This is a genomic window from Dehalococcoides sp. THU4, from assembly GCF_043231265.1.
Taxonomy (GTDB): Bacteria; Chloroflexota; Dehalococcoidia; order Dehalococcoidales; family Dehalococcoidaceae; genus Dehalococcoides; species Dehalococcoides mccartyi.
In genome coordinates this window covers 742,795-766,490 of the sequence record NZ_CP171266.1, presented here as the reverse complement: position 1 = coordinate 766,490, position 23,696 = coordinate 742,795, and the positions used below count along the sequence as shown (strand labels likewise).

23 protein-coding genes and 1 other RNA gene are annotated in these 23,696 nt (G+C 50.3%); 6 read left to right on the top strand and 18 right to left on the bottom strand.

Going from position 1 to position 23,696, the window contains the following annotated elements; genetic code table 11:
- Positions 1–20: 20 nt before the first annotated feature.
- The 4 genes from pheT to ACE6F3_RS04025 all read right to left on the bottom strand — a co-directional run bounded on the left by pheT (position 21) and on the right by ACE6F3_RS04025 (position 5,080).
- Positions 21–2,450, bottom strand: a complete 2,430-nt coding sequence (gene pheT / locus ACE6F3_RS04040) for a phenylalanine--tRNA ligase subunit beta (protein WP_324665545.1) — start codon at positions 2,448–2,450, stop codon at positions 21–23.
- 1 nt (position 2,451) lies between these two features.
- The gene (gene pheS, locus ACE6F3_RS04035; RefSeq protein ID WP_301085317.1) at positions 2,452–3,492 is read right to left on the bottom strand and encodes a phenylalanine--tRNA ligase subunit alpha; all 1,041 of its coding nucleotides are present in this window, start codon (positions 3,490–3,492) and stop codon (positions 2,452–2,454) included.
- A 114-nt stretch (positions 3,493–3,606) separates the two neighbouring features.
- Positions 3,607–4,740, bottom strand: a complete 1,134-nt coding sequence (locus ACE6F3_RS04030) for a S41 family peptidase (protein WP_324665549.1) — start codon at positions 4,738–4,740, stop codon at positions 3,607–3,609.
- 97 nt (positions 4,741–4,837) lie between these two features.
- Entirely contained in the window at positions 4,838–5,080 is a 243-nt protein-coding gene (locus ACE6F3_RS04025) for a hypothetical protein (protein WP_233417657.1), read from the bottom strand.
- Between the two features lie 288 nt (positions 5,081–5,368).
- Here ACE6F3_RS04025 and ACE6F3_RS04020 point away from each other — a divergent pair, with 288 nt between their 5' ends.
- Entirely contained in the window at positions 5,369–6,028 is a 660-nt protein-coding gene (locus ACE6F3_RS04020) for a DUF4328 domain-containing protein (protein ID WP_324665551.1), read from the top strand.
- 68 nt (positions 6,029–6,096) lie between these two features.
- Here the strand turns inward: ACE6F3_RS04020 and rnpB are convergent.
- The 3 genes from rnpB to ACE6F3_RS04005 all read right to left on the bottom strand — a co-directional run bounded on the left by rnpB (position 6,097) and on the right by ACE6F3_RS04005 (position 7,661).
- An RNA gene (gene rnpB / locus ACE6F3_RS04015) (RNase P RNA component class A) lies at positions 6,097–6,451 on the bottom strand.
- A gap of 91 nt (positions 6,452–6,542) precedes the next feature.
- Positions 6,543–6,932: a ribonuclease HI family protein gene (locus ACE6F3_RS04010; RefSeq protein WP_267881995.1), complete on the bottom strand. Its 390-nt coding sequence runs from the start codon at positions 6,930–6,932 to the stop codon at positions 6,543–6,545.
- A 33-nt stretch (positions 6,933–6,965) separates the two neighbouring features.
- Entirely contained in the window at positions 6,966–7,661 is a 696-nt protein-coding gene (locus ACE6F3_RS04005) for a C4-type zinc ribbon domain-containing protein (RefSeq protein ID WP_324665553.1), read from the bottom strand.
- 108 nt (positions 7,662–7,769) lie between these two features.
- Here ACE6F3_RS04005 and ACE6F3_RS04000 point away from each other — a divergent pair, with 108 nt between their 5' ends.
- Both ACE6F3_RS04000 and ACE6F3_RS03995 read left to right on the top strand, forming a co-directional pair.
- Positions 7,770–8,132, top strand: coding sequence for a hypothetical protein (locus ACE6F3_RS04000; RefSeq protein WP_041223440.1), 363 nt, complete (start codon positions 7,770–7,772; stop codon positions 8,130–8,132).
- The gene (locus ACE6F3_RS03995) at positions 8,122–9,495 is read left to right on the top strand and encodes a hypothetical protein (RefSeq protein ID WP_324665555.1); all 1,374 of its coding nucleotides are present in this window, start codon (positions 8,122–8,124) and stop codon (positions 9,493–9,495) included. The genes ACE6F3_RS04000 and ACE6F3_RS03995 overlap by 11 nt, the downstream gene beginning before the upstream one ends.
- Before the next feature lie 110 nt (positions 9,496–9,605).
- On the opposite strand, the gene ACE6F3_RS03990 is transcribed toward ACE6F3_RS03995, so the two are convergent.
- From ACE6F3_RS03990 to ACE6F3_RS03955, 8 genes are all read right to left on the bottom strand, one after another.
- Positions 9,606–9,818, bottom strand: a complete 213-nt coding sequence (locus tag ACE6F3_RS03990; RefSeq protein ID WP_077975059.1) for a hypothetical protein — start codon at positions 9,816–9,818, stop codon at positions 9,606–9,608.
- Between the two features lie 11 nt (positions 9,819–9,829).
- Positions 9,830–11,830 carry a hypothetical protein gene (locus tag ACE6F3_RS03985; RefSeq protein ID WP_324665558.1) on the bottom strand — a complete coding sequence of 667 codons (2,001 nt, stop codon included), beginning with the start codon at positions 11,828–11,830 and terminating at the stop codon, positions 9,830–9,832.
- Complete coding sequence (locus ACE6F3_RS03980) at positions 11,831–12,070, bottom strand: hypothetical protein (RefSeq protein WP_012881633.1); 240 nt, start codon at positions 12,068–12,070, stop codon at positions 11,831–11,833. It abuts the gene before it with no gap.
- 46 nt (positions 12,071–12,116) lie between these two features.
- On the bottom strand, positions 12,117–12,716 hold the full coding sequence (locus ACE6F3_RS03975; protein ID WP_324665561.1) for a hypothetical protein: 600 nt from the start codon (positions 12,714–12,716) through the stop codon (positions 12,117–12,119).
- Positions 12,717–12,783: 67 nt separating this feature from the next.
- On the bottom strand, positions 12,784–13,704 hold the full coding sequence (locus ACE6F3_RS03970) for a major capsid protein (RefSeq protein WP_077975057.1): 921 nt from the start codon (positions 13,702–13,704) through the stop codon (positions 12,784–12,786).
- Positions 13,705–13,706: 2 nt separating this feature from the next.
- Positions 13,707–14,156 carry a hypothetical protein gene (locus ACE6F3_RS03965; protein ID WP_231935569.1) on the bottom strand — a complete coding sequence of 150 codons (450 nt, stop codon included), beginning with the start codon at positions 14,154–14,156 and terminating at the stop codon, positions 13,707–13,709.
- A 23-nt stretch (positions 14,157–14,179) separates the two neighbouring features.
- On the bottom strand, positions 14,180–15,544 hold the full coding sequence (locus ACE6F3_RS03960; RefSeq protein ID WP_096476574.1) for a phage portal protein: 1,365 nt from the start codon (positions 15,542–15,544) through the stop codon (positions 14,180–14,182).
- Positions 15,528–15,869, bottom strand: a complete 342-nt coding sequence (locus tag ACE6F3_RS03955) for a hypothetical protein (protein WP_010936133.1) — start codon at positions 15,867–15,869, stop codon at positions 15,528–15,530. The genes ACE6F3_RS03960 and ACE6F3_RS03955 overlap by 17 nt, the downstream gene beginning before the upstream one ends.
- A 207-nt stretch (positions 15,870–16,076) precedes the next feature.
- Between ACE6F3_RS03955 and ACE6F3_RS03950 the strand changes: the two genes are divergently transcribed.
- The 3 genes from ACE6F3_RS03950 (at position 16,077) to ACE6F3_RS03940 (ending at position 18,670) form a co-directional block, all read left to right on the top strand.
- Complete coding sequence (locus tag ACE6F3_RS03950) at positions 16,077–17,849, top strand: IPT/TIG domain-containing protein (RefSeq protein ID WP_392654499.1); 1,773 nt, start codon at positions 16,077–16,079, stop codon at positions 17,847–17,849.
- Positions 17,850–18,023: 174 nt separating this feature from the next.
- Positions 18,024–18,218 carry a 30S ribosomal protein S21 gene (gene rpsU, locus ACE6F3_RS03945; RefSeq protein ID WP_010936130.1) on the top strand — a complete coding sequence of 65 codons (195 nt, stop codon included), beginning with the start codon at positions 18,024–18,026 and terminating at the stop codon, positions 18,216–18,218.
- A 2-nt stretch (positions 18,219–18,220) separates the two neighbouring features.
- Positions 18,221–18,670 (top strand): GatB/YqeY domain-containing protein, encoded by a 450-nt coding sequence (locus tag ACE6F3_RS03940; protein ID WP_324665573.1) that lies wholly within the window; start codon positions 18,221–18,223, stop codon positions 18,668–18,670.
- Between the two features lie 48 nt (positions 18,671–18,718).
- Here the strand turns inward: ACE6F3_RS03940 and ACE6F3_RS03935 are convergent, their stop codons facing one another.
- The 3 genes from ACE6F3_RS03935 to ACE6F3_RS03925 form a co-directional block, all read right to left on the bottom strand.
- The gene (locus ACE6F3_RS03935; protein WP_392654498.1) at positions 18,719–20,353 is read right to left on the bottom strand and encodes a radical SAM protein; all 1,635 of its coding nucleotides are present in this window, start codon (positions 20,351–20,353) and stop codon (positions 18,719–18,721) included.
- Positions 20,322–20,906, bottom strand: coding sequence for an NYN domain-containing protein (locus tag ACE6F3_RS03930; RefSeq protein WP_077975052.1), 585 nt, complete (start codon positions 20,904–20,906; stop codon positions 20,322–20,324). The genes ACE6F3_RS03935 and ACE6F3_RS03930 overlap by 32 nt, the downstream gene beginning before the upstream one ends.
- A 230-nt stretch (positions 20,907–21,136) precedes the next feature.
- A complete protein-coding gene (locus tag ACE6F3_RS03925; RefSeq protein WP_353915046.1) occupies positions 21,137–23,422 on the bottom strand; it encodes a vitamin B12-dependent ribonucleotide reductase in 2,286 nt (761 codons plus the stop codon).
- Between the last annotated feature and the right edge of the window lie 274 nt (positions 23,423–23,696).

The following is a 23,696-nucleotide window of genomic DNA, read 5'->3' as shown; positions in this document are numbered from 1 at the left end:
CAATAACCGGATAAATACGCTCAGGAACGCAGAACCGCCCCCGTTTCAGTATTAAGCCGTTTAAGTATCTGGTTCATTACACTGTCTACATCCGCATCTTTCAGGGTATGGGTATCAGACTGAAACAGCAGATGATAAGCCAGTGATTTTTTGTCCCCGGCTACCTGCTTGCCCTGATACATATCAAACAGCTCTACATTTTTAACCAAATCAAACTCGGAAATAATATCGGTAACCTGACGGTTGGTAATACTGCGGTCAAGCACCAAAGCCAAATCACGTTCCACTGAGGGGAAGCGGTTAATCTGGGTAAATTTGCGCCTAACCGTAGCCCGGGTAATGAGCTTGGAAAGATTGATTTCAAACATATATACCGGCTCTGTTATGCCGAATTTATCTGCAGTCTGGGGGCTTAGCTGGCCCAAAACACCCACCGGCATGTCTCCCACCAGTATACCGGCCTGATATCCCGGGGTCAGCCCCGGTTCATCAGATACCGCAAAATCAGCTGCAATACCTAACCGGCTGACCAAAGATTCCACAATGCCTTTGGCATCAAAGAAGTCAAAACCAGCGGTATTTCTCTGCCACCAGGCTTCAGAGGCACTGCCCGCTATAAGGGCGCACAGCATTTCGGGCTCATCTTGCTTATTATTCTCTTTCGGCAGATATACACGCCCAAGCTCATACAGCCTGAGGCCGTTTTTTTCAAAGCGGCGGTTTGCCGCTAAAGATGCATACAGAGCCGGACGCAAGCTGGTACGCATAACTTCCTGCTCACTGCTCATGGGGTTGCTGATAGCCAGACATTCTGGCTCAGCCCCTGAAAAAACACGGGAAAGCATTTCGCGGCTGGTGAATGAATATGATATAAGTTCCTGAAAACCATACCCTGATAGTATCTGCCGTAAGAAACGCTTCATGCCCGGCAGAGGGGGTGTTTCTATTTTAGGAATAGCTTTATCCAGAGGCAGACAGGGTATAGTATCGTAGCCGGCTATCCTGGCCACCTCTTCAATCATATCAATATCACTTTCAATATCCATCCGCCAGTAACCGGGGAAAAACCGCATTTTATCATCAACTGAACCGTAGCCGAATTCTTCCATACCGGGTACATATTCGGGCATCCAGGCAAAACCCAGCCTTTTGGCTATTTTACAGCTGTCAAATTTCTCTCCCTCAAGCCCTAATACCCGGTTGACCTTTGAAAGAGATAATACAACGCTGTTTCTGTCTTTTTTAACCGGCATAACATCCATTAAGCCCGAAGCCGCCTGCCCGCCGGCTATTTCCAGTATCAGCTGGGTGGCGCGTTTCAGGGCAATAGGCGCAAGCTCAAAGCTAAGCCCTTTTTCAAAACGGGCTGAAGCCTCACTCTGGAGTTTCAAAGCTTTAGCAGTCCTGCGGATGCTGTGCTTGTCAAAGGTAGCCGACTCTAGCAGTACGCTGGTAGTTTTCTCAGTAACCTCGGTATTTTCACCGCCCATTACCCCGGCCAGGGCAATTATTTTGTCCGGTTCGGTAATAAGGAGCATATCCGGGCTGAGTTTGCGTTCAACCCCGTCCAGAGTGGTTAAAACCTCACCCTCCGCTGCGGGGCGGACGATAATATGTTTTGACTTAATCTGATCATAATCAAAGGAGTGCAGAGGCTGGCCGAATTCCAGCATAACGTAATTGGTAGCATCTACCACGTTGTTTATCGGGCGCATACCGCAGGCAATCAGCCGCTCTTTAAGCCAGTCCGGTGATTCGCCGATTTTTATTCCCTCTATCAGGCTGGCGGTATAACGGGTGCAGAGTTTAGTGTTTTTTATCTCTATATTTATTTTGTCCTTGATATCCTTACCGGTGGCCTTGAAATCCGGCGTGCTGATAGAAGGCAAATGGTCTATTAAGGCGCCCAGTTCTCTGGCCACACCGGTTACACACATCAAATCACCCCGGTTAGGTGTAAGCTCAAGGTCAAGTATTATCTCACCCAGATATTCACTGGCCAGCATACCCACCGGAGCATCAGCCGGCAGTATCAAAATACCCTCATGTTCGTCAGACAGTCCCAATTCCCTTTCGGAACAAACCATTCCGCAGGATTCCACCCCCCGCAAAACAGCCGGCTTAAGTACCATTTCTTTGCCGTTGTGGCCATCTATCAGAACTGCACCGGTACGGGCAAAAACAACCTTGTCACCGGCTTTGCAGTTAGGTGCGCCGGTAACCACTGTCTCCTGCCCCTGCCCCCAATCCACCTTAACCAGTACCAGACGGTCAGCATTGGGGTGACGGTTTACTTCCATTATCTGGCCTACATATACGTTCGGCCATTTATCTTTGTGGGAATTCAGTACTGTCACCTCAGTACCGGCCATAGTCATCCGTTCGGCCAGTTCGGCCGGCGGCATATCTGTGGGAAGATATTCTTTAAGCCACTTCAAAGGTATTTTCATATTAAAACTGCCTCAAGAATCTAGTATCGTTAGAGTAGAACAGACGAATATCATCAATCCCGTATCTCAGCATGGGCAATCTTTCCAGCCCCATGCCAAAGGCAAAACCGGTATATTTTTCCGAATCTATACCTACCCTCTCCAGCACCCTGGGGTGTACCATGCCCGCCCCCAGTATTTCCAGCCAGCCGGAGCCATGGCAGACGCTGCATTCTTTTTTGCCCCCGCAGGTACAGCTTACCGCTACCTCCACACCCGGCTCTACAAAGGGGAAGTAGTCACAGCGGAAACGCACCTTGCGGTTAGCCCCGAAAAAGCGGCGGCAAAACTCCATCAAAGTGCCTTTTAGGTGAGCCATAGAAATGCCTTCGTCCACCACCAGCCCTTCCACCTGGGTAAACATGGGAATATGGGTGGCATCGGTAGCTTCATACCTGTAAACCTTGCCCGGAACTACTATCCGTATGGGAGGTTTGTTTTTCTCCATATAGCGCACCTGCATGGGAGAGGTATGGGTGCGAAGCAAAGTATCCAGCCTGCCGTCTTTATTAGGCCGGTCTATCCAGAAGGTCTGCATATTTTCTCTGGCAGGGTGGTCTTCCGGAATATTAAGAGCCTCAAAATTATGATAGTCATCTTCTATTTCCGGCCCTTCCAGTACGGAAAAACCCAGAGTGGAGAAGATAGCAGTCACTTCATTGGTAACCTGAGTCAAGGGGTGTATCCGGCCGATAGGCCAGGGTCTGCCAGGCAAAGTAATATCCAGCCCCTCACTGCGGCTGGCAAACTGTTTTTCTTTAGACAGCTGCTCTTTCTCTAAAAAAGCCGCTTCAAGTGCGGCTTTAGCCTCGTTGGCTGCCGCTCCGGCCGCTTTGCGTTCTTCTATAGGCAAACTGGCCAGATTCCGGAGTGCCCCGGTCAGCAGGCTTTTCTTGCCCAGATACCGGACACGCCACGCTTCAAGGTCTTTAAGTTCCGTTATGGCTTCCAGTTCGGCAAGGGCACTTTGGGTAATTTCGGTGATATTCTTAATTTCTTCCATAGCCCAGCTTCACATCAAAATTTTTATAAAAATTATATGCTATTAGCTTTGAATGGTCAACACAAACTAACATTATGTCAGGTATATCCGCCTTAATCAGCTTTCCAGAATAATTCAGGTGTCCCCATGCAGGAAACCTAAGGCCCAGCTGACTGCCTCATCCCCGGTCAGCTCCAGCTCTATATCCGGGGTAATACCCTGCCCTTCTATCATCCGCCCGTTGGGTGTATACCAGCGGCCTATAGTCAGGTAGATACCCGTATCCGGCGTTACATTGAAGGTGCGGTTTACACTGCCTTTGCCATAAGTGGTTTTTCCCGCAATAGTTGCCCGTCCGTAGTCCTGCAAAGCACCGGAAAGGGCTTCCGAGCCGCTGGCGCTGTACTGGTCTACCAAAACTATCATGGGCAAACTGGTAGTTACCGTTTTAGGCACTACACTATACTCAGAGGAGTTTCCTTCATTGTCCACCGTAGTCAAAACCACCCCACTGCTTACAAAGCGGCTGGTTACGTCTATAACCGAGCTTACCAGACCGCCGGGATTACCCCGCAAATCCAGCACAATACCTTCCGCACTGCCCAGGTTTTTAAGCACCTGCTCCAGTTCCTCATCTGTTCTTTCGCTGAAACGGCTGATACGTATATATGCGATATCACCCATCATTTCGGAGGTAACGCTGGAAATCAGTATTTCATCACGGGTGACTTCAAACAGCAGCGGCTGGTCAGAGGAGCTTCTTTCCACCAGCAGGGTTAACGAAGTCCCCTTTTCTCCCCTTACCAGCGGGGACAGGTCTGCCAAACTGAACCCGGCCACTGACTGCCCGTCCACTTCCAGCAAAATATCACCGGCCTGTATACCGGCCAGAGCTGCCGGAGAGCCATCATAAGGAACCAGGACAATAGCCTCATCTTCTATCTGGACAGTAGCACCTATGCCCACATACTTTCCGTCATCATATTCCAGACTGGACTGGTAGTCTTCGGCATTCAGATAAACGGAATGAGGGTCATCCAGTTCATCCATCATGCCCTTTATGGCAGCTTCAGCCAGAGCCGCCTGGTCAATACTATCCGGCTCTACGTATTCGGTAGTGATAATCTGCCAGGCATTTACAATGCTGGACAGGTTTTCATCGCTATTTAAGGCGGCTATCCCGCCGCTTAGATAACCCACCCCGAAAGAAACCAGCAAACCCACCATAGCCAGAATAGTACCCAGCAATACTTTTATTCTCAAAGTCATAGACATCTCCCTGTAAAATATCCTGTCCTAATCATAAAACAAAAGGCACGGAAGTACTACTTTCGTGCCTGCGGATAACGCTTGATATAAAGTGCCGCTAAGAGCACTTCTGATTTGATTTATACTGGTCCACCAGAGCCAGCGTACTGTCCAGATTAGTCAGGTCCAGCGGAATACCCAAGTTATTCAGTTCGTAATAACCCATTCCCCGGTAGAGCCGTCTCCCGGCTACCCGGCACATTTCATCATACAGTTCAGGCCATTCCTGCCCGCAGCGGCGGTGGCAGAAACTGACAAAATCCAGAGCAGAAACATTCAGGTCTTCCATAACTGCACCCATTATAACCCAGCGCCACCTAGAAAGCGGCAAACCGCCTGAGGAGGGTTGCCGGGGATAATTTATAACCAGTCAAACCCCTTGGCTAACCTCAATAATGGCTTATATCTTTGTATTTTGAGCCTCTTAAGCCTTGAAAACAGGCCTGTTTGAAGCCTTAAGAGCAGCTGATTTTATTACTAAAGAAAACCATTTAGCGGCAGCCAAAATCTGGATAAACTGATATTGATTGCTATATTTGTCTTTTTATTATACATTTATATATATGTTTCCAACTAAACAGGCACTGACTTGCTGAATACCGGCCAACATAAAAAACTTACCCGGCTAAAAATACTGGGCTGGCTCTTGCCGGTGCTGCTGGGGTTATGTGTATTAAGCAGCATATATCTGGCAGCCCAGCAAGCAAACTTAAGCAGCTATCTGGACGATATCAGCCGGACTGGTTTTGTTATTCCGTCTTATGTGCATCTCTGTGAGGGGGCAATAGACCAAGCTATTATAAGCTTAGATATACTGCTGGCCGCCAGCTTTGTATACGGTATGTTTTACCTGCATCTGAGCCACGCCTATTATGTAAACCTGTACCTTATCACCCCCCGATACAGATCCAGCCGCGCATTTTCAGGATTTTTGATACCCGTGGTAAATGTGGTATTTCCGCTGCTGTTTACTGCCGAGACATGGCAGCTAAGCAAACTGACGCCCGAAGCCCAAAACGCCCTGCCTGAATATAAAATAAATTTGCTGCTTAAAATCTGGTGGATACTCTGCCTGCTGGCAGTTACCTTCTTTATTTTACCCCAGGTATTATCTCTTGTACTGCCTGACTCCGCTCCGGCCAGAGAATACGTAGCCAACCTGTTTACGGCAATGACGGTAATGGCCGCAAGCGGAAGCAGCCTTTTGCTGTTTTCCTATCTAAACACCCGTCTTAAATATACCAGCTGAATCCGGCCTGGATAGTTTTTAAATAACAAAACCACCCCTTAAAAAGGAGTGGTTTACTAATAAAATTTAAGCCAAGCAGACCTGTAAGCCGAGTTCTGTACCCTTGCCCGAAGGCAAAGGCGATGACCATCTATCTAGACCAGCTGTTACCAGCTGGTTCATGCGGCCAACCCGGGAACAGGCCAGACTGCCTTAGGTTCCCCTATTTGGCCTTGCTCCGGACGGGGTTTACCCGGCCAGCCGGTCACCCGGACTGCCGGTGAGCTCTTACCTCACCATTTCGCCCTTACCTGTTTGCACAGGCGGTATGTTTCTGTTGCACTTTCCGTAGGGTCGCCCCCCCTGGGTGTTACCCAGCATCCTGTCTGGAGGAGCTCGGACTTTCCTCCCGCCATAAAAGCGGGCAGCCATCCGGTCTGCTTGGCAAGCTTAGTATAGCAGAGATGTACCCCGGCCGCATAAAACATATACCCCAAAAAAGGGTGGCAACGCCCCCCTTAACTGAAGCTGATTCTTAACTCCCGCCGTCCAGAGCCTTGTTTGCCAGAGCATCTGCCTCGGAGTTTTGGGCGCGGGGTATGTACTTTATGTGGTAGCTCTCAAACCGCCCCAGCAATGACACCGCCTTACTGAACAGGGGTTTAAGCCCCTCGTTCTTCATGCGGTATTCACCTTTTATCTGTTTTACCAGAAGCTCGGAATCAGACCGTATTTCCAGTTCCTTTGCGCCCAGTGAAGCCGCCTTTTCCAGCCCGGCCAGCAGGGCCTGATATTCGGCCTGATTGTTGGTGGTATGGCCGATAGCCCTGGATATACAGGCAACCAGATTATATTTTTCGTCTTTAAGGGTTACGCCAATGGAAGCCGGGCCGGGATTACCCCTTGATGCCCCGTCTGTGTTTATAATGATTTTGCTAATCTTTCAGATACCTTTCTTTCAGTCCAGATATAGTATGCGCTGGCAGCCGCTGCACTGCACCAGAGTCCCGGCTCTGGCACGCTGTATCCAGGCTGGCGTAAGCTTCAAGCCGCAGCCGCGGCAATTACCCTGCTCTACCCTTGAAACGGCTTTGCCCTTACTCTTCCGCAGAGTCTGAAAAAGCTCTAAATCCGAAGGGTTAAAGCGGGATATAAATTCCTGCCGCTCACTTTTAAGTTTTTCTATCTCCGAAAGGATAGCGTTTAAGGCTTGAGTATTTTGAGTCTGGTTTTGCTGCCAGAGAGCGCGGACAGATTCCAGGTTTTCCATCATCTGGTCACATCTTGCCTGCAATTCCTCCAGATTATCCATCCCCTGCAGTGCCTGGTCATCTATCTGGGCACGCTTGGCCTCAAGGAGTTCCTGCTCCTTACTCAGATTGGAAAGCTCCTTGGGATTACCGATACGCCCGGAATAAAGGCTTTTTTTGACCTCATTTACCTTGGCATCCAAATCAGCAGATTGGTCTTCAAGCGCGCGAAGCGAAGCCTGCTGGTCTTTCAAGTGCAAAGCGGCTTCTGCCAGACTATTTTCCGCCTGCCGGAGAGCAGAATCATCCTTAAGGGTTGCCTGTAATTTGGAGGCCTGTATCAGGTGAAACTCCAAATCCAGTTCCAGTTCTTGCAGTTGATAAAGCTCTTTCGCTAGTTGCATACTTGCCCACTATTGTAAGTCCTTAGTAACACTTTGGCAATAACTACCTGAAGGAGTGACAGATAGTCATAGCTAATATTAGAACATTTGTGCTATTATTTTGCCACTATGACACAAGAATTTGTTGAACGGAAAAAAGGCGCTCCCTACGGCAACCAGAATGCCCGCAAACATGGCTTCTATTCACGTGTGCTGGATACTGCTGAACTGGAAGACTATGAGCAGGCCACCCTGGCGGAAGGCATTGACGAAGAAATTGCCCTGCTGCGGGTAAAAATAAAATCTGTCCTCCGCCATGACCCGGATAACTTAAAATTGCTCATGCAGGCCATAACCACCCTCTCACGCCTGCTTTCAGCCCGCTATAATATCAGCCGTCAGGACAAGGGCGGGTTAAAGGAAGCTATTTTCAATGTCCTGCGGGACGTGGCAGTACCGCTGGGCATTATAAAGGCTACCTTTGATAAATAAACTGCGCCCCTACCAGCAGGATATTGCCAAAGCGGTATTGCAGAGTATATTTAACCGGCAGGGACAAACCTTCAGCGTGGAAATAGCCCGGCAGGGAGGGAAAAATGAGCTTTCGTCTCAGCTGGAGCTTCTGCTGCTGACCCTTTTCATGTTTGAGCCCAAAAATCTGGTTAAATGCGCCCCTACCTTCAAACCCCAGCTGAATATCTCCATGATGAGACTGAAAGACCGCCTGAACGAGGCCGGTTTTGGAGACATATACCAGACCGAAGGCGGGTATATCATCAGGCTTAATCAGGCCAGAGCGGTTTTTCTTTCCGCCGAACCCAGTGCCAATGTGGTGGGCAATACCGCCCACCTGCTGCTTGAGGTAGACGAAGCCCAGGACGTAAACCGGGAAAAGTACAGCAAGGAATTTAAACCTATGGGTGCCACCACCAATGTAACCACCGTACTGTACGGCACTACTTGGGATAACTCCAGCCTGCTGGAAGAGATAAAAAGACAGAATATAGAAAAAGAACACCAAGACGGTCTGAAACGGCATTTCCGTTATGACTGGGAAGAAGTTGCCGCCCACAACCCGGCTTATCTGGCTTATGCCCTGTCTGAAAAAGACCGGCTGGGAGAAAATCACCCCCTGTTCCTTACCCAGTACCGTCTGCTTCCGGTAAGCGGCGGCGGGGGCATGTTCAGCAACGCACAGCTTGGCTTGCTTAAGGGCAGCCACCCCTGCCAGTTATACCCGGAAAATGGCAAGGTATATGTAGCCGGGCTGGACCTGGCAGGTGAGGACGTACAATCAGCCGCTGATTTGCCCACAGCCGTAAACCTGCGGCGGGACTCAAGCGTGCTTACCATTGCAGAGCTGGACTATACATTTGCCAAAGCACCCTTTAACCTGCCTCAGGTCAGGCTGGTCTGCCACTATAGCTGGCAGGGAGCGCGCCATGCCTTGCTTTATGAAAAACTGGTGGAACTGCTGGGCAAGGTCTGGAAATGCCGCAAAGTGGCCGTGGATGCCACCGGTTTAGGGCAGCCGGTAGCCTCATTCCTGAGGGAATCACTGGGCAGCCGTATTCTGTCGTTTGTTTTCCAGCCGTCTTCAAAATCACGGCTGGGCTTTAATTTGCTTTCGGCTGTAAATTCAGGCAGATTGAAGATGTATGCGGCCAACGGCAGTGCCGAATATGCCCTGTTCTGGCAGGAAATGGAGCTGGCACGGGCAGACTACCGCCAAAGCCAGCAGATGAATTTTTATGTGGAAACCACCCGCGGGCATGATGACTACCTGATGAGTCTGGCACTCTGCCTGGAGGCAGCCGAAGCTTATCACCCCAGAAGCGCCAAAGGCTCAAGCTGAGATAAAGCACACCCCTAAAACCCTTTTGTCCTGATAATAAAGAGGTGCAAGCCAAAAACCAGCCTGCACCTCTTAAAAAACGGATTCAATCAACCCGTGCCTGCCCCATTTTAAGAATAAACTGCAATTACCAGCGTATCTTTGGTATTGTGGTCATCAAAAAACCAGACCCCCAGATTCCGCCCGGCCAGCATTTCGGCGGCAGGGATATTCCGGGCCACTTTTACTTCTTCCAGCATAGATTTATAATCACCCGCCAGCTGGATAGAGGCGGTATAAGTTGCAGAATTAAAAACCTTCAGGACTGCCCGTTTTATCTCCATCGTATAGTTAATTACACCTTTCCCAAACTTAATTCCTGGCGGTATATCCCTTTGCCCGGCTCGTAAACCACACGGATGCCGTTAATGCGCCGTACCAGCCCTTCCAAACCGCTTTCCGGCTGGCCGATACGGACCACATCAAAAAGCTGCTGCCCGCAATTTACGGGCGTCACTATCCGCCCCGTTTGCTGTTTCAATGCCGCTTTTCTGAAATAGCTATCCAGCCTTTCTCTTGCATGAGCAAGTGTGTTTATATTGCGGTCATAAATCCTTAGAGTACGGTCATGGTTCTGGTAAATCTCATCCCAGAGGAAGCCCTGAACCATAAAGATACGGGAAGAAGAATCCACCCCTTCCAGCACCACCCGGTTTACTTCGGAAAATGTATCCGCATAAACTCCGCTGAATACAGGGTGATTAAGCCCGTAACTGTACACCGGGCTGTCTGTTTCCCGGGGATAAACACAGTAAATATAGTGACCCTGCAAAAAGACCAAATCAGGCACAAAACTAAGCAGCTTCTCCAGCAGCTCATACCCGTCATCACCTACGTGTATAGTAAAATCCGGGTAAAAACTGTCCAGCTGGGCGGATGCGCTCAGCACTTCCATGCGGATACCCGCTTTGCTTAAGACATACCCCATTATCCCTCTGACCGAAAGCTGGGAAGAGCTGCGGTTCCAGCGCATCTGGTTGGTTGCCCGCCACCTTTTCAAGCGGCAAAAAGTATCCTCCGCCCGTATCAGCAGGCTTGATTTACCGCCCGAAATACGCTTTTCCAAACTTTGGATAACATATAACTGCCCCGGCCCGTATTCGTCACCGTTGTCTGTCTCGCAGCCGGGGGAAAACTGGATTTCACTGCCCGGGGTAAGCATATCCAGCTCACCGCTGCCCGCCCGGTTATAACGGCCGCCTGAGTTATCCAGCTCTACTGTCAAACTGCCGTTCAGGCTGCCGCAGTCAGTTTCAAGTTTAAGTATATCTGCCCCTATTTCCAAACTGCTCTGGGCAATTTTGGCACGGTAAATACGGTTCACCCCGGCCAGATATACATACTGTCCGTCATGTTCCATAGCAAAGCCAAATTCACTGCTCATACTGGTAGGCACGCTTTCGCACCAGATGTTATCACTAAAACTGTTATCCGCTACCAGATGGCTCAGGAATGCCCGTTTATCTGCCACACTGCCGGTATAGCTTTCCAGATAACACACCCGGAATACATCCGGGCAGTCCATAGAAACCGCACTGTAGCTGTAAAGCCCTCCGGCCGGAGCGGAGGCAAATTCGTACAGGGGAGACCAAACCCCCACTCCAAAATCAGCCCCGTCACCCAGGCTTACACTCCACACCTTAGAGCAACCCGTACCATCAGACCCCGAAACTACCAGCCGCCAGTCACCATCATATACCGCACTCACTCCTGAGAGAGCACCGCTGGATTTATCCCAAATCTGGCGTGACTGCCAGTTTCCGTTGATTCTTTTTCTGTAGCACAGAGTATTAAACTCTATATAAAATACAGCCATATCTCCGTTTGGCTTAAAGGCTAAGGACAGTCCGTTTATCTGGGTATTATTACTGCGGCCTATACTCACAGGGGCTGGCCAGGTCTGGCCATTATCAAGGCTTTCAAAAATAAACATATTCCGGTAATAGTCTATAGCTATTACATAAACCCGGTTACCGAAACTGGCCACATCTGCCCGGCTGAAAAAATATGAACCGCTGTATGTCCACTGCCCGAAATCAGCCCCCGGCCCCGGTTGGGCAACCCGCTGAAAATAGAGCCGGTAGTCATCCGGGTTATCCCCCAGCCGGATACGTATCATTGCCCCGTCTCCGGCTATAGCCATGGCATGATAGCCATCAGCCTGGGTACCGGCATATATTTCCTCCCATCTTAGTTTGGAAGCCCCGTCCAAACAGTTTCTGACCGCAAGCTTTACCTTCGGGCAGGCATAGCCGGACTGCTGGGCAGCTAAAAGTGACGGGCTTAGCGGGTACATTTAGTCTCCCTTCTGGTCAGGTATATAGTCTTTCCCCCAGAAAAGATGCCCGGCAATATACCCGAAAGTAAAATTCAGTAAATACCACAAAACACTGTGCCACAGCCAATGCCCCAGAAAAGCCCCTCCGGCCACCAGCGCCAGGATACAAAGCCCTTCGTATTTGTGCCATAAGTCCCTTAAAATATAAGTCCAGGGGCGTCCGCCGATACGGCTCCATAGTTCACGGTATAAATTCATATCTATCTTCCTCCTTCGTCCTGTTCGTCCCATACAACCTGCCCGCCTAAACAGCGGGTGTAAAAAAAGTGTTTACCCTGACTTTGTTCCGGCTGCAAAGCCGCTTAAGTTCATTTCTGAAATACGCCAGCCTTTCCCGGCCTATAGCTTCAAAGACCTTGGGCGTATCTGTACCACCGCTGTTTACCCTGTTTACGCAGAAAACCGCCCATTCCAGGCTGGCAAACCCTTCCGCCCCGATAGCTACCAAATCCTCCAGATAAGACGGCAAACTGGTATTTTCTTCGGTCATGGTATGGGCAGCGGAGTAATACAGCCGGATATAGCCCGCTTCGGGCAAAATATCATCCAGCAGTTTCAGCTTGTCCGCCCGGCAGTCAAAACGGTGGAAAACCGGCGGGTAGCTGTATATGGGATACTCCACCGCCTGCAAGCGGATAAATCCCTCAAGGGTACTTAAGGTGAATTCCCTGTCCCCGTCCGTTACCGGTATCAGGCACTCGGTTTCAAAGGGGATACTCCGCGAAAGTTCCTCCAGGGCATGCTTTATATGGCGGTCCAGTTCGGCATCCGTCCAGCGCCGGTTAGCCTCATCTTCATCGTGCAAATCACGGCGTACCAAAGTACGCATTTCAACCAGGTTCATATCTACCTCCATAATAAAAGCGGGGGAAGGCCAAAATTAACCCCTCCCCCCGCTCTAATAAAAACTATTAGTCCGTTACCCCGATAAGGGCAGCCGCCTTGACCGCGCTGAAAAGGGCCAGCGAGCAATACCATTTAACCCGGGTACGGCTGGCATCCTTGTCTTCCAGTGAACCCAAAGCCTCCACCTGAATGAAGCCGGGGCTGCTCAGGCCGCAAAGACCGCCTTCGCCAAACTGCACGGCATAAACGGCGGAACAGCCGCCGCCTGAAGTAGCCGTTTCCAGCCCTTCGGCAACTACATGGGTATCCAAAATCCAGTCACTTACCCCTATAGGTATACCGTCCCAAAACTGGATAAAGTTGCCCCATTTATCCCGGTCGGTCTCCAGCATACCGCCGCCGGCCCGCAAAAGGGCATTCAGCTTACGGCGGCTGCGGCGGCTCATCAGGAGCATATCCGGCTTGCCGCCCTTTACCGCATCCACCAGTTCGTCCAGTTTAGCCAGGGTCAGGCTGGCACCCGAAGCCCCGGCGGCCACCACCTGAGCACTGGCCGAAGCAGGATTAATCAGCTTCCTTAAGCCGTCAAACTGCTTTGAGCTTAGTGCCGAATCACCGTAAATAAACACCTCTTCAAACTTATCCTTAAGGGCTTTGGCCTTCAGCTCAATAATGGCCGTTTCCAAATCCTGCACATTGCTTCTGGTAGTCTTCAGGAAATTGTCCACATCCGCATCACCGCCCATAATCTTCAGCTGGGCAGTTTTCTGCTCAAAGGTGGGGGTAGATTCATCCCAGGTGTCACCGGTATCGTAAAAGCTGATATCCGGCAGGGTTTTCTCCTGGTTATAGGTCAGCCCGTTACCCATCACCTCTACAAAGGGCATAGCCGCCAAAACAGGAGACTCCCTGACGATAGTCTCTATAACCCCCTGTTTGAGAATATCATTTGAAAGCTTGGAAGCCTCGGTTAATGAAATTGCCATATTTAATTAGTTCCTCCTACTGCGTATTTTATTTTTTCCCGGGCAGAAAGTGACGAAAAATCCGGTTTCTGCCGGGATGCCTGACCCAGCGGCACTCTGGCAAGCACCGCCTCTTTTTCAAGGCTTTGCTTGACCCTGGCCACCAGTTTGCGGGAAAGCTCTAAAGAGCGGTTTATCTCCTCTACCGTTTGCCCGCTGATAAGCTCAGGTATCACCTCCGGGTTTTGTTCAACCATCAGCCTGCGGTAGCTTTCCACCGCCAGCCTCAGTTCGGTCTCCAGCTGGGTTACCCGCTCACAGGCTTCACGGCTGCTCTTTAAAAGTTCTTCCGCCCGGCTCTGGCTTAGGGCCAGCCGTTCCCTAAGGCTATCCATGCTTTCGGCCGAATCCTCCGGGGTAACTGCCTCTGTTTCAGAAGCTAAGCCTTCCGTTGCTTTTTCAGTTGTCTTCACCTGCGCTCCTTTCTTTTTCATTCTTATTCTTCAAGCGCATCTCTCTCACTCTGGCGCTGTTTTCCATTTTTCAGGCTGCTGTCACGGTTCATCTCCAGTATCTGGCGGCGTTCCTGGCACCAGCGCTCAAACTCCGCCTCCGGGTCTTTTACCCCCAGTTCATTCATAGCCTTGCGGCGGGAATGAATACCGCTTTGAACCATAGTTTGTTCATTACCCACCACCACCGAAAGGTCTCTGGGCAGTACCGGGCTGAAACTGACACTGGGGTCTACTTTGCCAAAATCCTGCCCTCGGTATTTTTCAAGCAGCCGGAGTATCATGGCACTCCGTTTGCGGTAAGCCACACTTCTTATCAGGCGTTTCCGCCAAACCCTCTGAAGCAAGGGCTGAAGCTCTATCTCCAGGGCTATACCCGAAAGGTCACGCCCGCTGCCCCCGAAAGCGGCTCTGGGTGCTTCGGCAATATCATGCAAAGTGCGGTAAAGCAAATCCACATAGTTAATATGAAGCCCCACACCCCCGCCCTGAAGCAGGTCTAAAAGGTAAGCACGGGTATCTTCGGGCAGATTCCAGACCGCCCCCGGCCGCACCGCAATATCCTCAGACTGTTCCACATTTTCCAGCACCGCAATCGGGTTACCCGAAAGCTCCAGAATACGGGAAAGCTGGCTTAAGGCGCGGTTAAGCTCACGCTGGGGTTCCATAATCTCATCCAGATCAGACACCCCCCAGAAACGCTTGGGTTCACGCAGATTAGGGTAAATAACAAACGGGATAAAGCCGTAAGGATTAGGTTTACTCTCAAGCAGCTTTTCATCCTGCCAGAGTTCAAAGGTTTCTTCTGTCCAGACCTCTGTCAGGAATGACTGCCTGGACGGAAGCTCCAGCCCGTAGCTCACCTCCGCTTCTTCACTGTTTAAGGCATAACGGGAAGCCACCCGGTAGATGCGGGACATATCATCCGGTGACCACCAGGCGTAAATACCCTGTATATCAGGCGCACTTACCCTCACCCTGCCCGAAGATGCATCCCAGATAACCTTGAAACAGCCGTCTCCCAGCACCGCGCAGTCTATCTCAGTCTCAAGGTCCAGCTGTTCCAGATTATTCTGCTGGTAAACTTCGTTAAGCATAGAGCGGGCAGTCACCGCTTTCTCAATATCTTCTTCATTCAAAGCTTCCGCCCCGAAGTTAACCCCGCTCATCAGGTATGAACACAGCTTGTCCACTATCACTCTGGCATAGTTGAAGGTAAGCTGTTTTTCATTTCGGGACTGGCGGCCATCCCACTGTTTACCCTGATAAAAATCCAGCAGATTTACATACCTTTTTAACCTGTCCAAATCACGGCTTTTCAGTTCATCCGGGTTAAAAATCTGTACCATTACTATTTTCTAAAACCTCCGTTTTTCTATTTATATTTACCCCGGCCAGACTCTTCTTAAGCACCCGCTGGATAGTACGGATACTCAGCCGAAATCTGTCTGCCAGTTCCCTCTCGTCCTGCCCGCCCTGAAACAGGCTTACTATTTCCTTATCCCTTTGCCTTTTCAGCCACCTCTGGCGGCCGCGCGGCTGGTCAAAGACACACACCGGCAGAGGACAGTCCAAACAGGTTTTTGAAAACTCACAGCCCTGGTCAGGGTATGAGGTAAGTTCAGGCAGCAAATCTGTTTCTTCCGTTTTCAAATCATGGTCTGATAGCGTCATCTCTCCAATCCTTTTTAGCAAAATCTGCGCTTAGCGTGGTTAAATTTAGCACATATGTTCTAATATCTTCAAGACCTTTTTGTCGTTTTAGTAAATAGATATAATCAGCTTGCAAATTGTTTGAATAGGAGGGCTTCTGTGGTATAATTGCCCCAAGTTTAGAGGGTATGTTATTTTCAAATAAGGAGGCTTGAAAGAACTCAGATAATGAAACACAAATTTTTACTTCGCGTATTAGGGGTGTTTTCCACCCTGGCCTTGTTGATTGCGGCCTTACCGCTTGCCCCGGTTTCGGCAGCCACTCTCACTCTCTCCCCCAATTCCGGCCCGGCCGGTTCAATGGTAAACATTACAGGTCGTTCCTCAACCCTTACATCAGGTAATGTGATGATTCTCTTTAATTCTGTGAGCGTTGGGACAGCCACTATAGACAGCAGTGGCAATATCTATGGCACATTCACAGTTCCGACTAATCTCACTCGTGGTAACTACACCGTAAGCTTCTATTTCCCTGTGGGGGACAGTGCCGCATCTCAAACATTTACCATTACCCCCAGCATAACTCTGGCTAGCGGCACCGGTTATGTGGGTGACAGTGTGGCCGTAACCGGCAGCGGGTTTACCCCCAGCACCACCGTGAGTTTCTACCTGGCCGGCAGCACCGCTCCCTTTGCCACCACCTCTTCAAGCAGCACCGGCACAATCTCCACCACCATCACCATCCCGGCTGCCAAAAAGGGCACTCTGAGCATAACTGCCAATGACGGCGGGACCCCAGGTACTGCACCGGTTAACTTCATTATCAACCCCAAGATAACCCTTTCGTCCAGCAGTCCCGGTGTAGGTGACAGTATAACCATAACCGGCACCGGTTTTTACGACGGAGCTGTTCAGATAGCTATAGATTCAGGTGCGGCTGTTAATGCCGGCGTATCCGTAGGTTCAAACGGAAGTTTCACCGCAACTTACGAAATACCCGCACTCACCCGCGGTTCACACACCCTGAAAGTTAATGATGCCTGGAACAACAACGCTCAGGTCACTTTTGATATAGCCCAGAAAATCACTTTAACCCCCAACACCGGCAATGTGGGTACCAGTGTTACCGTAAGGGGCAGCGGTTTTAACACCACCGGCACCATTACCCTGACCTACTTCGGCCAGAGTGTTACCGTCACCCTGTCTAACGGCACTTTTACCACCACCTTTGTAATACCCGGTGTTCAGGCTGGCGCTTACACTATCTCCGCCACTGACGGCAGTGTTACTTCCACCGCCACCCTGACAGTAACTACCAATATCACCATGTCCCCCACCAACAATGCCTCCACCCCCGGAAACGTGGGACAGGAAATAACCATAAACGGCTCGGGGCTTAAGGCCAATGATACCGTACTGGTCACCTTTGACAGTGCCCAGGTCACCATAACCCCCAGCCCCATAGTTGATTCTAACGGGGATTTCAGCCTGAAATTCAATGTCCCCGCCACCACTGCCGGACCTCACACCATTACCGTTATCTCCGGCACTACCAGCAAGACCTTTACCTTCTTTGTTGAAGGCACTGCTCCGGCCACCCCCGCCCCCCTTACCCCCGAAATGGGGCTTAAGGCTAAGCAACCGGTGGTCTTTGACTGGGATGACGTAACTGACCCCAGCGGTGTTACCTATGTACTGGAAATTGCCGCTGACCAGAACTTTACCAACATGCTCTACCAGATAAAGGACCTCACCGAATCCGGCTACACCATGACTGACGCCCAAAAACTGGAGAGCGTATCTTCAGACAGCCCTTACTGGTGGAGAGTCAAGGCGGTTGACGGTGCCGGAAATGCAAGTGCATATACCGGTGCCGGCAGTTTCACCGTTGGCTTCAGCCTGGACCTGCCCACCTGGGCTACCTACGTCTTGATTGGTATCGGTGGTCTCTTACTGCTGGCTCTGGGCTTCTGGCTCGGCCGCCGCAATGCTGACTACTAAAAAACCACTGTTTTAAAAGTATTCTTAAGAAGCCCTCTCCCTGAAAAGAGAGGGCTTCTTCTTTGTTTTCCTATTCTCCAAAGCCGCTTCAGATTGCACATCTTGACTTAGACACTCTATCCAAGTAGAATAATCCTCCAGGTCATTTTTTCAAAGTAAGGGGGTGATATACAAATGGCAGACGTTAGACCCGAAAATAACGAGAGCTTTGAGAGTATGCTCAAACGCTTTAACCGCAAGGTACAGCAGGACGGCATTCTTTCTGAAGCGCGTCGCCGCACCCGCTTTGAACGCCCCCCGACCCGCCGCAAGCGTAAGGATGCCGCAAAAAGGCGTTTGGCAATAAAAGCCGCCAGAAAGGCTACCTAAAAATGCCCAATTTGAAAGAAAAGCTTGGCGAAGAGGTCAAGCTTTCTCTGCGACAAGGTGAAAAACTGAAGTGCTCTGTCCTCCGGATGCTGGTTTCAGCCATCAGCTATGCTGAAATAGCCAAGCAGAAGACCTTTACAGATGAGGAAATCTTCGGGGTAATAGCCAAGGAGATAAAGCAGCGGCGTGAAAGCATAGAAGCATATAAGCAGGCAAACCGGCCTGAGCTGGTTGAAAAAGAACAGCAGGAAATGGAAATCCTCCAGTCCTATATGCCGGAACAGATGGGCGAAGCCGAACTGACCATGATTATTAAAAAAGTAATCTCGGAGACGGGTGCCAGCACCCCTCAGGATAAGGGGAAAGTAATGGGCAAGCTGATGCCGCTGGTAAAAGGCAAAGCGGACGGGCAAATGGTGAATAACCTGGTCACTGCACTTCTGAATAATTAAACTTAATACCCTCTAAACTAAAAAGGGAGACTTTTAAAAGTCTCCCTTTTATATTTCCTTAGCAGCCGCTTTATACTCGGCTTCCAGTCTTTGTCTCTGTTTCGGGTTTTCCAGCATATGCCAGGGCAGTTTATCTGCCAAATCAAACCTTGTTTTAGCCAAAGATGAGCTGTCCACCTCAAGTGACTTAGCTGCCCGCTTCCAGCAGGCCAGAGAGTCACCCCCCGCAGCCGCCAGCAGTTTTGAAAGACTAACATCACCCCGGGAAAGCACCGCCTGTATCTGGGACATCTCCGGGCTTTCAGCCCTGACCTCTATCCCCTGCCCCTCCAGACGCAGGCGTATTATATCCAGCCGCCTTTTTACCAACACTGCATCTTCCATACCCAGCCACTGAAACGGGGTGGAGGGCTTGGGCACAAACGGGGCAATATTCAGGCTTAATCTTAGTCCCCGCCCCGCAGCAGACATAACCTGCTGGGCTTTTTCGGCCAGTTTTATCATCTCTTCTATGTCTTCATCAGTCTCACCCGGCAGCCCCAGCATGAAATAAAACTTCAGCTGACGGAAGCCTTTTTCCGCCACCAAAGCCGCTGCCCGTATTATGTCATCTTCGGTTATCCCCTTGCGGATAATCCGCCGCAACCTCTCAGAACCGGCTTCAGGTGCCATAGCCAGACTGGAAACACCCGAAAGTGCCAGTTCGCCAAGCATTTTTTCAGGCAACGGCTTTATCCGAAGTGAACTTATGCTTAAACCTACACCCATGCCCCGCAAACGGGAAATCAGTTCCGTCACCTGAGGGTGATCACTCACTACCGGCCCTACCAAACCTATCCTCTTTCGCTCAAGCATGCCCTCTTCTGCCTGCTTCAAAAGAAGTTCCAAAGGGTGGTAACGCAGAGGGCAAAACACCCCGGCCACCAGACAGAACCGGCACTGGTGTCCGCAGCCGCGTTCCACCTCCATCAGGTACATCTCCCCCAGTTCGGTTGCCTTGCTGAAAACCGCTGTCCCCGCCCCTTGAGTAAGTTCTGCCGGAAATACCCTTTCCACCGGTTTCTCCGGGGGCAAAGACGGTACATATAAACCGGGAATTTTGGCCAGACGTTCCAGAACCAGCCCTTTGGGTTCGCCTGCTGTTTCGGCAAGCACAGGCAGCAGCTCCGGCAAAATAGCCTCGGCCTCACCTATACAAAACAGGTCAAAAAAATCAGCTGCCGGTGCGGGGTTAGACATTATGCAGGCCCCCCCGCCGATAACCAGCGGAAAAGTCTCGTCCCTTTCACGGGCATAGAGCGGCATACCGCAATCTGCCAGCATAGAGGGGATATTTAAAAAATCCAGTTCGTAGGAAAGGGTAAACAAAATAGCTACATAGTCAGTAAAAGGGCGGCGTGACTCCACACTCAGGGTCGGGCGGCCTTTGGCGGCGCCGCCTTCCCAGAAAAACCTCTCCGCCAGATATTGCGGATAGTTATTTATCAAACGGTAAAGGGTATGAAGCCCCAGGTTTGACATCCCCACGTAATAAGAGTTGGGATAAGCAACTGCCAGCGGCAGTCTGCCCCCCCAGTCCTTAATAATAACCCCGCTTTCACCGGCTACCCTCTCCGAGGAGGCATAAGAAACCCGGGTGCGTGAAAGCTCTTTACGATTCTTGAGACGGTCTTTGCGTGCCATAATTGTTTCTTTGCTGTTTCCAGCAGTTACGCAGCAGACGCCCGTCTATAGTAATAGTTTTATCTGCTACTTTACGAAGTTCCATGGAGGTTGTTTCCTTGCCGAAAAGGGCTACCTCCACATTTTTACCGTTATCCTTGACAGCCTGCAGGGCACTTACAAAATCACTGTCACCTGCCACCAGTATAGCCGTATCAAAGTTGTTCTTGAAGCCGTGGCTCAGCATATCGGTAGACAGCAGTACATCCACCCCTTTTTCATACGGCGGGGTGGATGGCCAACCCGAATATACCAGCCTGCCCAGCCGAAGCTCCATATAGGATATCTTTTCCAGACTGCTAAAAAACTTCTTCTGGTCATTAAAGCGTTCCGGTTCTTCCTTACGGCCTACCTCGGCATTGTAATAGTAAATACGCACCAAACGCCTGCGTCCGGCAATCTTAGAGCAAAAACAGCCAAAATCTATATCAGTCCTTTGAAAATGGGACTTCAGATAATGGTACATATTGCTGCCATCTATAAATATCATCACTCTTTCAAGTGTATCTGTCATCAATCACCACCCATGTGCAATCTTAGTTCTATAATATATTATTTGAGATAAAAAAACACCTATCCTGTTTGTTGGGCAGGAGAGGTGTTTTAATACCAGAACTAATTAAACTAAAGTTAGGCCAGCAGACCGGCTACCATGACTATCATAAGATACATAAAACCAGCAGCCACCAGTACCAGAGCCAGCATATCCTTAACGTTTTCCATTTTATATTCCTCCATTATTTTTTAGCATTTAGTATAACCGCAACCGGGACAAATAAAACACCCTTCCTGATACACCAGAATACTGCCGCATTCCGGACATTGCCCGGCTATATTCCGAACCAGAGCATTAGCGCTTACGGTCTTTGCCGAACCTGCCACCGGCTGGGTATAACCATCCACATGTTTTTCCAGCACACTGGCAATAGCATCAGCACAGCTTAACACAGCTTTGCTGTCATCCCAGGCAATGGATGGGCAGCGGATACCTCTAAGCTGTTTAACCACCGAAGCCACTTCCATACCGGAACGCAAAGCCAGCGAAATAAGCCGGCAGGTAGATTCCAGCTGGGCAGAGGCACAGCCTCCCGCTTTGCCCAGTGAGGAAAATACCTCACAAATTCCATGCTCGTCAGAGTTTACAGTAACGTAAATATATCCGCAACCCGTCGTGACCCTTTCGGTAATACCCTGGGTTACTTTGGAACGTTTGCGCGGTGCCAAATTGGGGTTAACAACCGCCGCCGGGGTCTCAATTTTATTTTCAGCCTTGCCGGTAGACATAGGCTGGTCTTCACGGCTGCCGTCACGGTAGATGGTAATGCCTTTAAGGTTACTGTCATGAGCCATCTTGTAAACCTCGGCTACGTCACCCTCAACCGCCTCACGTGAGAAGTTTACTGTCTTGGACACAGCGTTATCAGTGCACTTCTGAAAGGCCGCCTGAATACGCACATGCCACTCCGGCACAATCTGGTGGGCAGTTACAAACAATTCTTTGGCTTCGGCCGGCACATCAGCTTCGTCCAGATGAGCCCCTTCCGCCAAAGATTTAATGAGCTCCTCGGAATAATACCCGCCTTCTTTAGCCGCCCGCTCAAAATACGGGTTAACCTCTATCATCTTGGTACCGTCCAGTATATTGCGGGTGAAGCACAGGGCAAAATGGGGTTCAATACCCGAAGAACAGCCGGCTATAATAGACAAAGTACCGGTGGGTGCAATGGTTGTGCAGGAAGCATTCCGCATGGGGCGGCCGCTCTTTTCATAAATACTCCCGCGGTAAGCCGGGAACACCCCCCTCTCCACCGCCAGCTCCGAAGAGAACTTGTGGGCTTCCTCATTTACAAAGCACATTATCTCCTCTGCCAGCTTGATAGAGTTTTCCGAATTGTAAGGTATGCCCAGTTCCAAAAGCATATCCGCAAAACCCATTACCCCCAGACCAATCTTGCGGTTTTTCTTGGTCATCTCCTCAATCTGGGGCAGGGGAAATTTATTAACATCAATAACATTATCCAGGAAACGGACAGCACTCTTTACAACCCGGCTGAGCTTTTTATAATCAACCACCGCTTGGCCGCCGCTTACGGTCACCATGCGGGACAGGTTTATAGACCCCAGATTGCATGACTCATAAGGCAGCAGAGGCTGTTCACCGCAGGGATTGGTGCTTTCAATCCGCCCCAGCTGGGGAGTGGGATTATAAGCATTTATGCGGTCTATAAACACAATACCGGGGTCACCCGTCTTCCAGGCCATGTGGACAATCTTGTTAAACACCTCGGTAGCATTCAGCCGGGAAACCACCTCGCCGTTGTGGGGATTAAGCAAATCATAATCAACCCCGTCTTTAACCGCCTGCATAAATTTATCAGTAATAGCCACCGACAAATTAAAGTTAGTCAGCACCCCGGCCTTATCTTTGGCATGGATAAATTTCATGATGTCCGGGTGGTCAATACTCAAGATAGCCATATTGGCGCCCCGTCTGGTGCCGCCCTGCTTGATAACATCAGTTGCCACGTCAAAGGCACGCATGAAGGATACAGGCCCGCTGGCCACCCCTCCGGTAGTGCCCACCCGGTCCTGTTCGGGACGCAGGCGGGAAAACGAAAAGCCGGTGCCGCCGCCGCTTTTATGTATCATGGCGGTATGCTTTACGGCATCAAAAATAGACTCTATGGAATCATCTACCGGCAGCACGAAACAGGCCGAAAGCTGACCCAATTCACGCCCGGCATTCATAAGGGTGGGGGAATTGGGCAAAAACTCCAGCCGGGTCATAATATTATAAAACTCATCCTCGCGGCTTCTTACGTCTGCCTTGGGGTTATAAATAAGCTCCCCCATGGCAATAGTGCGGGCAACCCTGCGGAACATATCTTCCACTGTTTCAGAGGGTTTCCCCTGCTTGTCTTTTTTCAGATAGCGGCGTTCCAGCACGCACATGGCATTATCTGTAAGCTTCAGCCCCTCAGTTTTGGCATCAGCCTTAATTTCAGATTTAACTTGTACTTTTACCGGCATTGGTTCTTCCTCCTTGGCTTGGGTATTATTTTGGGCTTGCCTGTCCTTGTTGCCTTCCTCCAGCACCTCTTTGACCATTAAATCTATTTCGTCATCGGTGGCCAGTACCGCAGGGGCTTTTAAATCACTGGGCAGCAAATCTTCCATACCAGGTAAACCTACCGGTTTTTCCAGCTTCTTTATAAGCTGGCTGATAAGTGTTTCTATCTGGGTTCTGTCGGAAATACCCATTGAGGCCGCGGCTGCAAACATAGCTCTGGCCACGCGGTTACGA

Excerpts from the sequence above, each read along its gene's own strand:
- pheT (WP_324665545.1), bottom strand. The coding sequence starts at position 2,450 with ATGAAAATACCTTTGAAGTGGCTTAAAGAATATCTTCCCACAGATATG.
- pheS (WP_301085317.1), bottom strand. The coding sequence starts at position 3,492 with ATGGAAGAAATTAAGAATATCACCGAAATTACCCAAAGTGCCCTTGCC.
- ACE6F3_RS04030 (WP_324665549.1), bottom strand. The coding sequence starts at position 4,740 with ATGACTTTGAGAATAAAAGTATTGCTGGGTACTATTCTGGCTATGGTG.
- ACE6F3_RS04025 (WP_233417657.1), bottom strand. The coding sequence starts at position 5,080 with ATGGGTGCAGTTATGGAAGACCTGAATGTTTCTGCTCTGGATTTTGTC.
- ACE6F3_RS04005 (WP_324665553.1), bottom strand. The coding sequence starts at position 7,661 with ATGCAACTAGCGAAAGAGCTTTATCAACTGCAAGAACTGGAACTGGAT.
- ACE6F3_RS04000 (WP_041223440.1), top strand. The coding sequence starts at position 7,770 with ATGACACAAGAATTTGTTGAACGGAAAAAAGGCGCTCCCTACGGCAAC.
- ACE6F3_RS03990 (WP_077975059.1), bottom strand. The coding sequence starts at position 9,818 with ATGGAGATAAAACGGGCAGTCCTGAAGGTTTTTAATTCTGCAACTTAT.
- ACE6F3_RS03985 (WP_324665558.1), bottom strand. The coding sequence starts at position 11,830 with ATGTACCCGCTAAGCCCGTCACTTTTAGCTGCCCAGCAGTCCGGCTAT.
- ACE6F3_RS03980 (WP_012881633.1), bottom strand. The coding sequence starts at position 12,070 with ATGAATTTATACCGTGAACTATGGAGCCGTATCGGCGGACGCCCCTGG.
- ACE6F3_RS03975 (WP_324665561.1), bottom strand. The coding sequence starts at position 12,716 with ATGAACCTGGTTGAAATGCGTACTTTGGTACGCCGTGATTTGCACGAT.
- ACE6F3_RS03970 (WP_077975057.1), bottom strand. The coding sequence starts at position 13,704 with ATGGCAATTTCATTAACCGAGGCTTCCAAGCTTTCAAATGATATTCTC.
- ACE6F3_RS03960 (WP_096476574.1), bottom strand. The coding sequence starts at position 15,544 with ATGGTACAGATTTTTAACCCGGATGAACTGAAAAGCCGTGATTTGGAC.
- ACE6F3_RS03955 (WP_010936133.1), bottom strand. The coding sequence starts at position 15,869 with ATGACGCTATCAGACCATGATTTGAAAACGGAAGAAACAGATTTGCTG.
- ACE6F3_RS03950 (WP_392654499.1), top strand. The coding sequence starts at position 16,077 with ATGAAACACAAATTTTTACTTCGCGTATTAGGGGTGTTTTCCACCCTG.
- rpsU (WP_010936130.1), top strand. The coding sequence starts at position 18,024 with ATGGCAGACGTTAGACCCGAAAATAACGAGAGCTTTGAGAGTATGCTC.
- ACE6F3_RS03940 (WP_324665573.1), top strand. The coding sequence starts at position 18,221 with ATGCCCAATTTGAAAGAAAAGCTTGGCGAAGAGGTCAAGCTTTCTCTG.
- ACE6F3_RS03935 (WP_392654498.1), bottom strand. The coding sequence starts at position 20,353 with ATGGCACGCAAAGACCGTCTCAAGAATCGTAAAGAGCTTTCACGCACC.
- ACE6F3_RS03930 (WP_077975052.1), bottom strand. The coding sequence starts at position 20,906 with ATGACAGATACACTTGAAAGAGTGATGATATTTATAGATGGCAGCAAT.
- ACE6F3_RS03925 (WP_353915046.1), bottom strand. The coding sequence starts at position 23,422 with ATGCCGGTAAAAGTACAAGTTAAATCTGAAATTAAGGCTGATGCCAAA.